We start from the raw sequence: 13,658 nt of genomic DNA, 5'->3' as shown, positions 1-13,658 counted from the left end.
TTTAAAAAATTAACTTTGCAAACAGAAAACTAAGCAATGAAAAATATACTTTATTATATATTCGGATTTTTTATCCTGTCATCCTGCAGTCCTAATCAGGATGTGAATGGAGATTTTTTAAGAGGCGTTGAATATGATACGAGTACTAATACAGGAGGTGGCAATGGTGGATCGACCACAACTAGGTTTTTAAGTAAAGTTTCTGGTGTTGATTCTGACGGAGAAAAAACGACTGTAGATTATATCTATACGGGAAGCAAACTTACATCAGTTAAAAGTCAATTTGACGATGGTAATGAAAATGCCGTTCTGACATACAATAGCAATAATCAGATTACACATATGGATATTACCAATGTAGAATCTGGCGAAACAAAACTCACGAAACTGGATTTAGTTTATGATTCTGGGAAATTAAAATCTGTCAGCGGAACTACAGAATCTGCTGGAAAACTTTTGTATAAATCAACAACAGATATGACATATAGCGGTGAAAAAGTTACAAAGGTTCTAACTAAAATGAATGCTGAAGATCCTGATAATCCTGGACAATTCATTTTAGAATATGAAGTGACAAGTAATCTGACTTATGCCGGAAATAATATTTCTAACTGGAAATTGGCAACGACTACTGCAAGCGCTGGTCCTATTACAATTCCACCAATTGTTATTGAATCTGCATTAAGCAACTATGATACGAACAAAAATCCTTTTGCTTCGTTACCTTTAGCTTACAATATTTTATCAACGCATTATAATACTTCTAATCAAGGTATGTTAGGGCTTTCTGCAAATAACTACAAAACTATCAAAGTTACAGCAATGGGAATGTCTCAATCTCTTACAATGACATATCAATACAACTCTGATAGCTACCCTACAGAGATGACTTCTAATGCCGGTGATAAATTAAATTTCCTATATAAATAATGAAATATCTGATTGTCGGAATCGGGAACAAAGGGGAAGAGTATGCAGAAACCCGACATAATATCGGTTTCAAAGTCGCTGAAAAGATTGCTGAGAAAATAGAAGCGCCTTTCAAATCTTCCAACTTTGGGCTTTTGGCCGAAGGTAAATATAAAGGCAGAAAAGTCTTTATTCTAAAACCAGATACTTACGTCAACCTTTCCGGAAATGCGGTTAAGTTCTGGATGCAGAAAGAAAATATTCCGTTGGAAAATATCTTGATTATCACAGATGATCTGGCTTTGCCTTTCGGTTCTTTGAGAATGAAAATGAAAGGTTCTGATGCCGGTCATAACGGATTAAAAAGTATCCAGGCACAACTCAATACCCAAAATTACACCAGATTACGATTCGGAATATCAGCAGATTTTTCAGAAGGAAAACAGGCTGATTATGTCCTAGGAAAATGGAATGAGGAAGAAAGAGAAAAACTACCTGAAAGAATCGATAAGTTTTCTCAGGCAGCTTTGTCTTTTGTTTTTGCAGGCGTACAGAATACAATGACTTCATTCAACGGTAAATAAGTAAGCCGGATAATAAATTACCCGGCCTACCACCCTAATTGTATGAAGAAAAAATGTTTTCTATATCCAGGTTACAACGCCCGTCTCGACGTCGTAGTTTGCGCCAACGATTTTGATTTTACCTTCGTCTTCCAGCCTTTTCAAAGTTGAGCTCTGTTCACGGATGTCTTCTATGGCGTGTTTTACATTATGGTGATTCAATCTTTCCAGAAGATCTTCGTTCTTGGAAGAACGTTCTTCACCATCTTTAATGATATTTTTGATGATTGGGTCAAAATGTCCTATCAAATGATTCAAATTGTCCATTCCCATTCCTTCGATAGCTGCAGCGTCCAGACCACCTTTCAATGCTCCGCATTTGGAGTGTCCCAAAACGACAACCAATTTAGAACCTGCTACATTACAGCCAAATTCCATAGAGCCAAGAATATCCTGATTCACAAAGTTACCAGCGATTCTTACACTGAAGATATCTCCCAGACCTTGGTCAAAAATTAGTTCAGCGGAAGTTCGGCTGTCGATACAGCTTAATATAACAGCAAACGGCCATTGTCCTGCGCGCGTGTCATTCACTTGTGCTAAAAGGTCTCTGTTAGCTTTCAGGTTGTTCACGAATCTTGCATTTCCTTCTTTAAGGATTTCCAAAGCTTTTTCCGGAGTAATGGTTGCCTGTGTTTCTGATGTATGTGCTTTCATATTTTTAAAATGTTTAAATATGTGTCTTTTTGTTTGTTAAAATTTGATAATAAATAATTGATTTACATTGCTCTCTTGTGATTGATTACCACGTGAGAATCCTGGTCGCTCGCATAATCTCTATACGACGTTTTGAAGCCGATTAACTCTACTTCTATATCTTCTTCTTTGGCTCTGACATTGGCAAAATCCTGAATCATTTCCAATACATCTGTTGTTATGTAAGAAGTCGTCTTGGCATCGATAATTACCTTGGAACCAGACTTGATATTCTTCAAAGTCTTTTTGATGGCTGCTTTGTTCAGGAAAGAAACCTCTTCTGCTAATTTGATGGTAATCTCATCGGCATCGTTCAATGTTTCTCTGCTTAGGTAATAAGCACGTTTCATATTTCCCTGTAAGATATAAATAATCGAAATTAATAAGCCAATCCCCACTCCTTTCAAAAGATCCGTTGCTACAACAGCTACTACAGTTGCTACAAATGGGATGAACTGATATTTTCCGTTGTGCCAAAAATGCTTGAAAGTTGCCGGCTTTGCCAGTTTATATCCTACCAAAATCAATACCGCAGCTAATGTTGCTAACGGAATTAAATTAAGTATAACAGGAATGGTTAAAACACAAATCAATAACAGAACCCCGTGGATAATTGCTGAAACTTTAGACGTTGCACCTGCGCTTGCGTTGGCAGAGCTTCTTACAACTACGGATGTCATTGGTAATCCGCCAATAAATGAACTGATTAAATTTCCAATTCCCTGTGCCTTAAGTTCAAGGTTGGTATCTGTGATTCTTCTTCTTACATCCAGTCTGTCTGAAGCTTCGATACAAAGCAAAGTTTCAATTGAGGCAACAATTGCTATAGTTGCTCCTGTGATCCAAACTTTAGGATTGGTGAATCCATTAAAATCCGGAAAAGTAATCAGATTCTTGAATTCGTCCAAAGTCGTTGGAACAGGAAGTGTTACCAAATGTTCTGGCGAAATCGCTAATGAGCTTCCTGATAATTTGAAAAACTCATTCATCAAAATTCCGGCAATCACTGCTACTAATGCTCCAGGTAATAATTTCAATCTCTTCAAGGCTGTTACATTATCCCAAGCCAGAAGAATTCCCATTGATACTAACGTCACTACGATAGCACCCGGATGGATGGCTGCAAATAATTCGGTGAAATAACCCATATTAAAACCACTATCGAATAAGGATTGATGCCCTTCATAATCCTTATCAAATCCCACAGCGTGTGACAGCTGTTTCAAAATGATAATGATTCCAATCCCGGCTAGCATCCCTTCGATAACGTTATTCGGGAAATAATTCGAAATACTTCCAGCCCGGATAAAACCTAGAATCAACTGAATCACTCCGGCAATAATCCCGGCACAAAGAAATAACTCGAATGCACCAATATCGGTAATCGCTACCAAAACAATAGCCGTAAGACCAGCTGCCGGTCCTGAAACCGAGATGTTGGAATTACTGATTGATCCCACTACAATACCTCCAACAATACCTGCAATAATACCGGATAATGGAGGAGCTCCGGATGCCAATGCAATACCTAAACATAATGGTAATGCCACAAGAAATACGACAAGACCGGATGGAAAGTTCTCTTTGATTCCTCCAAACAAAGATTGTGACTTTTTCATAAGAAAATAATAAAGTTTGTATGATGTCGTAACCTGACCTAAAGGCGACAACATCAATATAAATAACAGATGTAATTGATAACCAATAACAATTGGCTAAAATGAATTCAAAAAACAGCAGATGCTCTTCGCTGTGTGATTACAGCCAATGCTCAAGCGTTTTCTGAGAAAAAACAGAAATGTTATTTATGCTTCCGGAGGTGGAGAGAAGATGCTGAGAGATGGTGGAAAGTATAGCGTAGATTCCCAGCTTACAGCGATTTTGTTATGTGTATCCGCTTCATAAAACTTCAGGAAATCGTGGATATCCATTGTTTTAGGAATGGTTTTTTCGTAGATAATGATCGTATTGTTGGAGTGGGAATGTTCTTCCTCACTGATCACAACATTAGTTCTCGGCAAATCCCAACCCAAGATTGCTGCCAGACTAGGCAGAACCGTAAAGTTGAGAAAAATCGTTAATGTAATGATACTTAAATACTTCATATATTTTTGAGCTTATTTTTTTCTGCTCATTACCCAGTCAGAATCTGTCAAGTTGTAGATCTTCTGAATATCTTTTAATATTTTTTCAAAATCGATTTCGAGATCGATTATTTTTCCTGTTCTAAGATCGAACACCCAACCGTGGACAACGGGTTGTTCTTCCAAAATATAACGTTCCTGTACACAAGCCATTTTGATGACGTTGATACATTGCTCCTGAACATTAAGCTCCACAAGACGGTCATACCTTTTGTCTTCATCACCGATGGAATCCAGTTCTGCCTGATGTAGTCTGTATACATCTCGGATATTTCTCAGCCAGGGATTCAGAAGACCAAGATCCTGTGAAGTCATCGCTGCTTTTACACCACCACAGTTGTAATGCCCGCACACGATGATATGCTTTACTTTCAGATGTTCCACAGCGTACTGAATGACTGCCGTAGAACTCATATCCAGTGTGTTGATGACGTTGGCTATGTTCCTGTGAACAAACACATCACCAGGCTTAGCTCCTATCATCTCTTCTGCCGTTACCCGGCTGTCGGAGCATCCGATGTAGAGATACTCGGGGTTTTGTGTTTTAGCGAGTTCGTGAAAATATTCCGGATTGTCGGAAATTTTAGACTCCACCCACTTTTTGTTATTCTCGAAAATAGCTTCGTATGACTTTGCCATTCAACGTTGATTTATTGTTATTTATATTCGTTAAAATCATTTCTAATTTCAATAGACCGAATCAATAACAATACAAAAATAAAGGTTTGTAGCGTAATAAACTAATATTTAACAAACTTTTAATATTAAGAATTTATTATTTTCAGTTCAGACTCGGAAATAGATAAAAAAAATCAGCCGTAAGAAATCCCACGACTGATTTTGTTTTAAGAAACAGTTCCTGCATATTGCGAGTTGGAAGCCATTTCGCCACCTTCTGTCCGGAAAGCCATCCAGATATGAAGCGGTTTGTTCTGAAAGTTGATTGGCAGGTTAACCGTATAAGCGGCATCGGAACGTTTTGCAGCATTCTCTACAAAGATGGAGATATCCTCTTCTTCAATAGCCACCAGAATCTGTAAAAAATCGTTTTCCCTTTCTGTGTTTCCTGCTGAATTATCCTGCCAGGTGACCTCCAGTGTGCTTGCTGTAGCCAGGTTCAAAGCAAGCGGAACCGGTGCTAAGAGGTTGCCCTTGGAAAAAGAAAGCATCGGATAATCGGGTGTGATAGTTCATCTGCATAATTGATCTTGAAGTTTTCCATCAGATTGGTCATGGCCAGATTATAAGAGGATTTCATCCCCGTACGGGTTCCAAAGTATTTGCAGGCGTAACCACGGTAGGACTGCATAAAAAGGGCGCATTTTTTCATCCGGTTCTGAATCAGAAGCTGTTTGACTGTTGGTTGTCCCGAGCGTTTTTTTGGACGAATTCTGGAGATTTCGTTTCCGGAAACATTGGCTACCACGATACGCCCTGCGCGTCCTGAAGTGCCTGATAGTAATGAGTCGTATAATTTTCCCATAATAGATGTTTTTTTAATTAATGATTTGTTGAAAATTGTTTTGTATCAGCTGATGGGTCAAAAGTATTTGGGTGTGGCGACAAAAGGTGGCGTGATTTATTTTTTTTGAATATTTTTTAACGCAAAGGCGCAAGTTTTTTTTGGTGGGTATGTTTTAGGAGGCGCAAGGACGCTTCGCTCATCAAGGAATTTTGTTTATGTGGCTTCGAGAGCTTTAGCTTGACTTTGTTTTTTGATTGATGGTGAAATGTTAAGAAACTTCGACTCCGCTCAGTGTGACAGTGTTATGCTGTTGGATTTTTAAGGTGTTTTTAAACGCAAAAGCGCAAAGTTTTTGTTTGGGTTGTGTTTTAGCTTCGCTTATCAAACATTGGTTTTTATGATGGGCTTTGAGAACCTCAGCCTGACAGTGATTCTTGATTGATAGTGATAGAGTGTTTAAGACACTTCGACTTCGCTCAGTGTGACTTTCTGACACCAAGGGCTTGTAGTTGCAAATATTTTTTTAATGTTTTGATTGTGATGTTTTCATTTAACATAATATGAGTGGTTGTATATCCCTTGTATATCCATTCTATATCCGTTGTATATCCTTTGTTCGATGTTGGTTCGATGTCTGTTTGATGGCAGCATTATTTCCGAAAAGATGCTGTAAAAGTTTGTGTTTTACGGTTTTCCCGTAATTGGGGATTAAGAAATAATATTATTTTTGCATACGAATTATAATGCGACAAGATTTGACGCATTGCTGTGCTATTATTGCACCGTGAACCATAACTAATAAGAAAACTCAAATATGAAAAAGATTTCTACCACGCTATTGCTGTTGTCTTCTGCCGTGCTTTTTTCACAAAAAGTTTCCTGGCAAAAAAACATTGAGTCCAATACCCATGATTTCCTTTCCGGATTAACCGTAACGATTGATGGACAATATCTTGTTTCGGGAAGTTCTATCCAGAATAACCAGAATCCATCAACCAACAACGGTCAACCTTCAACTAATCAAGGTTACGATTACTATATTCTCAAACTAGACCAACAAGGTCAGAATGTTTGGGAAAAATACTTTTAAGGTAATCAGCACGACTATCTCAGTTCTACCGTTTCTACCCGAGAAGGTAGATTTTTACTAGCAGAACTTCCTATTCGCCGCAGGCATTGGATAAGAAAGATAAATCTAATGGTGCGTCCGATATCTGGCTCATCAAGATTAATGAAAATGGAGAAGAAGAATGGCAGAAGACCATCGGTACTCGGTATAGCGAAGAAGCGCGAAACGTTGCCCATACCACTGATGAAGGATTTGTTGTTGCAGGCTCCACGAATCATCCTAAATTAGGATATGGTTCTAAAGATGTTTTTGTTACCAGACTAGATAAAACGGGAAAGATGATCAACCAAATGATTTTAGGCGGCAAAGGCCTGGATGAGGTGGAGAAAGTGATCCCGACGAAAGATGGTGGAGTGTTGATGGGAATCTATTCGCGTAGTTCACCTGTAGAAAGTACAATGTCTAAAGTACAAAGTACAGGCAATCCGAATAGTAATTCAGGTGCTTCGACTCCGCTCAGCATGACAAAAGAAGATATTAAATTAGGATTTTATTCTAAACGACGGACAATTTGGTGAGGGGGATTACTGGATTGTAAAACTGGATAAGAATGGCAATGTTCAATGGGAGAAGAACTTCGGGGGCAATGAGGACGACCACATCCGGGCGATGGCTTTAACCGACTTGGGTTATGTGATCGGCGGAGAGAGAGGTTTTTGTAACTTCTTCTCATCCTTTTATTGATAAGCGTTTCGCTATAGCATCTTGTGAAAGGTCTTGAATAGGGCATTTGCAAAAAGTGGTAAAATCCATTATAAAAATTTTACGTAGTAAAAAGTAGAAATTTTCGTACAGTTTTGCAAGTAGAGATTGCTAAATTTTGATCTAGTATTATTGGTAAATAAGGCTTAATGGATATATAAATTTAGATCCTTCAACTATTTTGATTTCCCAGCAATTTCCTTATCTGATAGAAAAATCGTTCGATCAATCTTAGATCTTCGGTCACAATTTCTGCATTGCCTTTCAGTTCCTTGTCAAAAGGAAGACGTTTATTGTAAGACGTTTTAAGCCCTTTCGGAAGAATGACATTCACATAATAATTTCCTTTATCATCAGGAGTTAGAGAAATATTCTGTACTTTTCCTTCTACGATTCCATATTCCTGAAAGCGGTAATTATCCAATTTTATAAATACTTTTTCACCGGGAACTATCTTTCCGGAATTTATTGAAGGAACTTGCATTCTTCCTACAATCGCCATTTTTTCTGTCGGCAAAATGGATAAAACTACGTCATTGGTTTTGATGAATTGATTCTCTCCCCAAAATTGCTGAAAGCTTACAAGTCCGTCTGTGGAAGAGATGAGTAAATAAGATTGCTCCCATTGTTTTAGAGATTTTCTTAATTGCTCTAACATTTGCAAGGTTTGGGAAGCATAATTACTTTTATCTTTTTGTGCGTTTATAGAAGCACCGCTTTTGGTTTTATTAAAATTGGAAATTCCCTCCTGCATTTGAGATAGAGAAATATTGATAGTCTTAACATTCTGCTCTGCCTGTAGGTATTTTATTTTCTCATTTTCCAATTCCATCTTTGAGATTACACCCTGATCGAATAAGGATTGCGAACGACTGAAATTCTTTTTGCTAAGATCAAATTTTGCATTCTCGAGGCTAAGTTGTTGTTTTAAAGTTGCAATTCTACCATTATATTCCGATAATCCTTGATTAGCAGCAACATCTTCTGGCGCATATGGTTGTAGTTTAGCATATAATTTCTCATCCTGAAAAGCCTTTGCAAAAGTATTGTAATCACTCTGTAATTCACCTAATTTGAAGTTCGAGGTTTCGTTAATCGGAAAAGAAAAAATCTGATTAGGAGAAATGGAGTCTACTAATTTTTTGAGTCTTAAAACATCCTGATAATTGGCTGTAGATTGTAAAATCATCAAAATGTCATTCTTTTTGACTTCCTGCTGATTCTTAACCAATATTTTTTCGATTTTAGAGTTGATTCTTGCTTCTAATTTTTCAGGTGGATTTTGCGAGGTTACAATAATGGAAGATGGGACAAATTCGGGATATTTTATGAAGTAACTCATCAATAAAATCATTCCCAAAATCCCCAACACCAATGTATTTCCCCAACGAATCATCCAATTAGGAGGTTGCGAAAGAATATCCTGTACACTTTCACTGCGCAGTTGCAGGTTATCTAATATGTCTTTTTTAGTTTCCAAGTTCCAATTGATTTTTAACTAGTCTATAATATTCTCCTCTTTTTGCAACCAATTCCGAATGGTTCCCTTCTTCTACTAATTTTCCCTTGTCCAGAACGATAATTTTGTCGGCGTGTTTTACTGTAGATAATCTGTGAGCAATCACAACGGCTGTTTTACCTTTGAAGAATTGTTCCAGATTTTCCATAATTACCTTTTCATTGTTGGCATCAAGAGCAGAAGTTGCTTCATCAAAAAAGATATATTCAGGGGATTTGTAAACGGCTCTGGCTATGAACAATCTTTGTCTCTGCCCGCCACTTACGCCAACACCTTCATTTCCGATTTTCGTATTGTAGCTTAGTGGCAAGCCTTCAACAAAATCTTTGATATTTGCAATTTCTACAGCTTTCCTTAATTTTTGTTTGTCAATATAATCTTCTCCTACTGCAATATTCTGTGCAATCGTGTCATTGAAAATATAACCGTCCTGCATCACAACGCCGCAATGATTCCGCCAGATTCTTGGAGAAATATTTTGAAGATTTGTACTTCCCAATTTGATATCTCCAACATTAGGTTCGTAAAACTTCATTAATAATTTTAATAAAGTTGTTTTCCCGCTTCCACTGGCTCCAACAATGGCCGTTGTTTTTTGATAAGGGATATTTAAACTCAGATTTTCAAAAACAAAAGCATCTGAACCTATGTATCGAAACGACATGTTCTGTATTTCTATATCTTTTTGGGGAATTTCGGAAGTAAAATGTTCTTCGGCGCTTTCTTCATCTTCTTTATCGTGAATTTCTCCCAATCTCTCGAGTGAAATCTTAGCATCTTGGGTTTGCTTGATAAAATCAATCAGCTGTGTTAGCGGACTATTCAGTTGTCCGACAATGTATTGTACAGAAAGCATCATTCCTAACGTAAGGCTTCCAGTCAAAACTAATTTGGCAGCAAGAAAACTCACCAGAATATCTTTTATCTGGTTGATGAAGTTTCCACCAACAGATTGCCATTGTTCCAATGACAAAGATTTGATCTGGATTTTGAATAATTTAACCTGCAAAAACTCCCAGTCCCAACGTTTTTTCTTTTCTGCATTGTGCATTTTTATTTCCTGCATTCCGTTGATAAGCTCTATCACTTTACTCTGTTCCTGAGAGATCTGAGAGAATCTTTTGTAATCCAGTTCTTTTCGTTTTTTAAGGAAAAATGTAATCCATGCAATATATAAGGTAGCGCCAATCAGATAAACCAGAAATAACCTGTAATCATAAAATAGCAATACGATACTGAAAATAATCAGATTAACAAGAGAGAATAATGTGCTGAGAGAGGAAGTTGTCAAAAGTTGCTCAATCCTGTGATGATCGTTGATCCGTTGCATTATATCTCCCGTCATTCTGGTGTCAAAGAAACTTATGGGAAGTTTCATTAATTTTATAAAGAAATCTGAGATGATGGAAATATTGATCCTGGCAGAGAGATGCAGCAAAATCCAGCTTCTTATAACCTCAATTCCCATTCTTCCTAAAAAAAGCAGAACCTGTGCAAGCAGAACCAAGTAGATAAAATTAAGATCCTGGTTCTGGATCCCGACATCTACAATACTTTGGGTAAGGAAAGGAAGGATCAGAGACATTAAACTTCCTGCTAAAAGTCCGACTGCAAGCTGAATAACAAGAGATTTGTATTTCAATACATATTTCGACAGAAAGGAAAAAGTGGCTTTGCTTTCCTGTTCATCAAATTCGTTTTTGAAGAAAGCAGGCGTGGTTTCCAGAATTAAAGCAATACCTTCTTCTGTAGCTTCACCCGCATTCTCTCCAATCCAAGATTTGATGAATTCCTCTTTTCCGTAGGTTATCAATCCATAGCTTGGATCGGAAATATGAACCTGACCTAATTTGTCAATTTTATAAACAACTACAAAATGCTGCTTATTCCAATGGATAATGCACGGAAACGGAACTTCCTCTACCAATGTATTATAATCTATCTGAACTCCAAGGGACCTAAAACCCAGGTTCTCCGCGGCATTACTAAGTCCCAGTAAACTGCTGCCTTCTCTTGTGGTCTCGGAAAGATTTCGTACCTGTTGCAGCGGAATGGTTTTACCATAGTATTTGGCGATGATACGAAGGCAGGTAGGGCCACAGTCTTTGGTGTCGGGTTGGAGGTAGAAAGGAAAATTTTTATGCTTCATTTATGATTTCTTCGTCTTCAAGTAGTTCTTCCACAAAATAGAAAATATCTTTACGATCGTATTTGTCTGGGAACGGATATCCATTTATTAAGAAAACTGGAGTAAAATTGAGGCCTTGGCCTTCATTTTCAATAGATATATTTAGAATTTCAGTCAAATCAGAATTATGTAATTGAGAATTATAATATTCTCTTAATTTTTTTTCGTTCTTATGCTCAAACCAATAATCCACGGATTTTATAAGCTCTCTATTTTTTTTATTATAAACGTACAAGAAATCATTTATTAAATTTTTATAATTTGAATTGGCTGCATCCGGAAAATAATTAAAACGGATCTGCGCAGAAATATCATCAGGATACTTTTCCAAAAGTTTTTCCAAAATACTATGAGCTTCTTTACAAAAACCGCAATATGGATTTGAAACCAAAGAAATGTGAAGTCGTGCATCAGATTTTCCAAGTCGGAAAATTTCTGTACTTTGAAAAATTATTCGATTTTTTTCTAATAATTCCCGTTTAAAAATTCCATAATTACGTTTAAATTTTAAGTTTTTAATATCGGATTTTTTATATTCTTCTTTTTGCTTTATAAGGTTATTAATGAATACCAATGCGAAAAATAAAACTAAAAATGCTAATGCAGACAACGCAATAGTATTCAATATTATCGCATTTCCAAAATATAAAGAAGAAATAATAATTTGCCCAATTAAAATACCGATGATTAATAAACAAACCTTACAAAGAACCTTTTCTATAAAAATTTGTATCACAAGTGAATAAGCAATTACTAAACAGGAAACAAACGACAAAAATTTTAGGACAGAATCTGTAAAAGGGCTGAAAATTCCCAAAACCAATAATGCGCTAAAATATAATAAACCAAGATCCGATAATTTCAATCCAAGAATATCGGTTTTATCCGCATTTATAATTTTATTGCAATCATTTTTAGCGGTTGTATTTGTTGCACTACTTCCACATATATTTTTAATAATGGTAGACTTATCCCCGAATTTTTTGCGAATGATTTCAAATGAAATAAACAATCCTACTATCGAAAGTAGATTGAAAAGTGTATTTTGTAAATTTAAAAAGAATAAAGAATATCCAAAAATAAAAATTAAAAACCCATTAAACAACCAATAAAAATTGAAAATTTTCTTCTCTTTTGAAATATTTTCTTTCTCAAACAGTAGAACAAAATCTGTTGAATTTTCATAAAGTTTTTCTTTGGAAACATTTTGTACGTCATCAGAAAAAACTTTTATCCCAGACTCTTCTTTTTTCACTAAAGCGAAATTATCATTATAGATTGTGATAAATTCCTCAGGCAATTCCTCCCAATGTTCTTTCTTTAATTCGTAAGCTTCATTCTTTACACTCAAAAAATTAAGTGTATCACTGAAAGCTAGTACAGAAGGATAATCTGGGTGGGATTGGAACTGAAAATTAAACTCTTGTGAATTAATGCCTAATTTAGAAATAATTTGCTTCGATCCCATTATTTTTTATTTAAAAGCTCAATTGGATTATTGTCATGTTTTTTGCTTTCTTTTATTTGAGCATCTACATCTTTTAAAAAAACTTGTTTATCTTCATCGTCTTTAAAAATAAGTTCTCCGGCTAAAGCCAATATTTTAAATCGTTCATATGGATTATCTGGTATTTTTTCGAATTCTTTTAATGTAATTTGTTTTGCATTTTTATAAGCATTATCATTCAAAATAAAAAAATTAGTTTTCAGCTTTTGAACAGATACAATTTCATATGAATGAGTTTTAGTTTCATCCAAAATTTTTAAAATAAGCCCAGGTAATCCATGAAATTTATATGGACCTTCAGAAATAGGAATTTCAGATGTGAACCAAGCTGTCCAATGTCTTCCAGCAAAAAAAGTTGTTGCTTTTTGAGCTGAGTAACTTAGTATTTTTAAACGTTCATTAGAAATTTGCCATTTAATTTGTCTTTCATCTATAACTTTTAAAACAGGGTCGGGCATATGATCAGCTGTATAGAAAAATACTAGATTTTTATTGTTGAATTTTTCAACAACATATCTTACATTAGTTGAAGTATCAGGATATGACATAATCCCTTTTTTAAAATCTTCTGTCATAATAGAATCAGATATAATATGTTTTATTCCGGTGAAAACAGACCGTTGCTCTTTATTGTAAAAGTCTAAGACAACTATTTCATTTGAATTAAAATCTTTCTTCAAAGTATCAGAAACAAAATTGTAATTATATGTAAATCTAATATCTTGCGAAAAACACATTAAAGGAAAAAAGAACAAAAAAATTATATACTGCATAAA

At 35.8% G+C, this 13,658-nt stretch carries 14 protein-coding genes; 4 read left to right on the top strand and 10 right to left on the bottom strand.

The features are described from left to right. The first annotated feature begins 36 nt into the window (after window positions 1-36). Together BUR19_RS13855 and pth are read left to right on the top strand one after the other, a co-directional pair. On the top strand, window positions 37-930 hold the full coding sequence (locus BUR19_RS13855) for a hypothetical protein (RefSeq protein ID WP_074236042.1): 894 nt from the start codon (window positions 37-39) through the stop codon (window positions 928-930). Continuing rightward, the gene (pth, locus tag BUR19_RS13850; protein WP_074236041.1) at window positions 930-1,493 is read left to right on the top strand and encodes an aminoacyl-tRNA hydrolase; all 564 of its coding nucleotides are present in this window, start codon (window positions 930-932) and stop codon (window positions 1,491-1,493) included. Before BUR19_RS13855 ends, pth begins: the two co-directional genes overlap by 1 nt. A 60-nt stretch (window positions 1,494-1,553) precedes the next feature. On the opposite strand, the gene BUR19_RS13845 is transcribed toward pth, so the two are convergent. The 6 genes from BUR19_RS13845 to BUR19_RS13820 form a co-directional block, all read right to left on the bottom strand. Then, window positions 1,554-2,189: a carbonic anhydrase family protein gene (locus tag BUR19_RS13845; protein ID WP_074236040.1), complete on the bottom strand. Its 636-nt coding sequence runs from the start codon at window positions 2,187-2,189 to the stop codon at window positions 1,554-1,556. A 62-nt stretch (window positions 2,190-2,251) separates the two neighbouring features. After that, the gene (locus BUR19_RS13840; RefSeq protein ID WP_074236499.1) at window positions 2,252-3,847 is read right to left on the bottom strand and encodes a SulP family inorganic anion transporter; all 1,596 of its coding nucleotides are present in this window, start codon (window positions 3,845-3,847) and stop codon (window positions 2,252-2,254) included. Between the two features lie 186 nt (window positions 3,848-4,033). Continuing rightward, window positions 4,034-4,333 carry a hypothetical protein gene (locus BUR19_RS13835; RefSeq protein WP_074236039.1) on the bottom strand — a complete coding sequence of 100 codons (300 nt, stop codon included), beginning with the start codon at window positions 4,331-4,333 and terminating at the stop codon, window positions 4,034-4,036. Between the two features lie 12 nt (window positions 4,334-4,345). Then, window positions 4,346-5,011 (bottom strand): carbonic anhydrase, encoded by a 666-nt coding sequence (locus tag BUR19_RS13830; protein WP_074236038.1) that lies wholly within the window; start codon window positions 5,009-5,011, stop codon window positions 4,346-4,348. A gap of 206 nt (window positions 5,012-5,217) precedes the next feature. Beyond that, window positions 5,218-5,493 (bottom strand): DUF6266 family protein, encoded by a 276-nt coding sequence (locus BUR19_RS13825; protein WP_139297357.1) that lies wholly within the window; start codon window positions 5,491-5,493, stop codon window positions 5,218-5,220. A gap of 17 nt (window positions 5,494-5,510) precedes the next feature. Continuing rightward, window positions 5,511-5,798, bottom strand: coding sequence for a hypothetical protein (locus BUR19_RS13820; protein WP_139297355.1), 288 nt, complete (start codon window positions 5,796-5,798; stop codon window positions 5,511-5,513). Between the two features lie 853 nt (window positions 5,799-6,651). On the opposite strand from BUR19_RS13820, the gene BUR19_RS13815 reads away from it, so the two are divergent. Then, complete coding sequence (locus BUR19_RS13815) at window positions 6,652-6,927, top strand: hypothetical protein (RefSeq protein ID WP_074236035.1); 276 nt, start codon at window positions 6,652-6,654, stop codon at window positions 6,925-6,927. Between the two features lie 86 nt (window positions 6,928-7,013). After that, window positions 7,014-7,484 (top strand): hypothetical protein, encoded by a 471-nt coding sequence (locus BUR19_RS13810; RefSeq protein ID WP_074236034.1) that lies wholly within the window; start codon window positions 7,014-7,016, stop codon window positions 7,482-7,484. 356 nt (window positions 7,485-7,840) lie between these two features. Here the strand turns inward: BUR19_RS13810 and BUR19_RS13805 are convergent, their stop codons facing one another. From BUR19_RS13805 to BUR19_RS13790, 4 genes are read right to left on the bottom strand one after another with little or no spacing between them, the layout of a single operon-like run. After that, window positions 7,841-9,148 (bottom strand): HlyD family secretion protein, encoded by a 1,308-nt coding sequence (locus tag BUR19_RS13805; RefSeq protein ID WP_074236033.1) that lies wholly within the window; start codon window positions 9,146-9,148, stop codon window positions 7,841-7,843. Then, complete coding sequence (locus tag BUR19_RS13800; RefSeq protein WP_074236032.1) at window positions 9,138-11,336, bottom strand: peptidase domain-containing ABC transporter; 2,199 nt, start codon at window positions 11,334-11,336, stop codon at window positions 9,138-9,140. Before BUR19_RS13800 ends, BUR19_RS13805 begins: the two co-directional genes overlap by 11 nt. Continuing rightward, a complete protein-coding gene (locus BUR19_RS13795; RefSeq protein WP_074236031.1) occupies window positions 11,326-12,843 on the bottom strand; it encodes a vitamin K epoxide reductase family protein in 1,518 nt (505 codons plus the stop codon). Before BUR19_RS13795 ends, BUR19_RS13800 begins: the two co-directional genes overlap by 11 nt. Continuing rightward, window positions 12,843-13,655 carry a GLPGLI family protein gene (locus BUR19_RS13790; protein ID WP_074236030.1) on the bottom strand — a complete coding sequence of 271 codons (813 nt, stop codon included), beginning with the start codon at window positions 13,653-13,655 and terminating at the stop codon, window positions 12,843-12,845. The genes BUR19_RS13795 and BUR19_RS13790 overlap by 1 nt, the downstream gene beginning before the upstream one ends. Window positions 13,656-13,658 lie beyond the last annotated feature (3 nt).

The organism is Epilithonimonas zeae, assembly GCF_900141765.1.
Lineage (GTDB): Bacteria > Bacteroidota > Bacteroidia > Flavobacteriales > Weeksellaceae > Epilithonimonas > Epilithonimonas zeae.
Note: the sequence above shows the minus strand (reverse complement) of the source record. Positions and strands in the feature narration are given on the sequence as shown.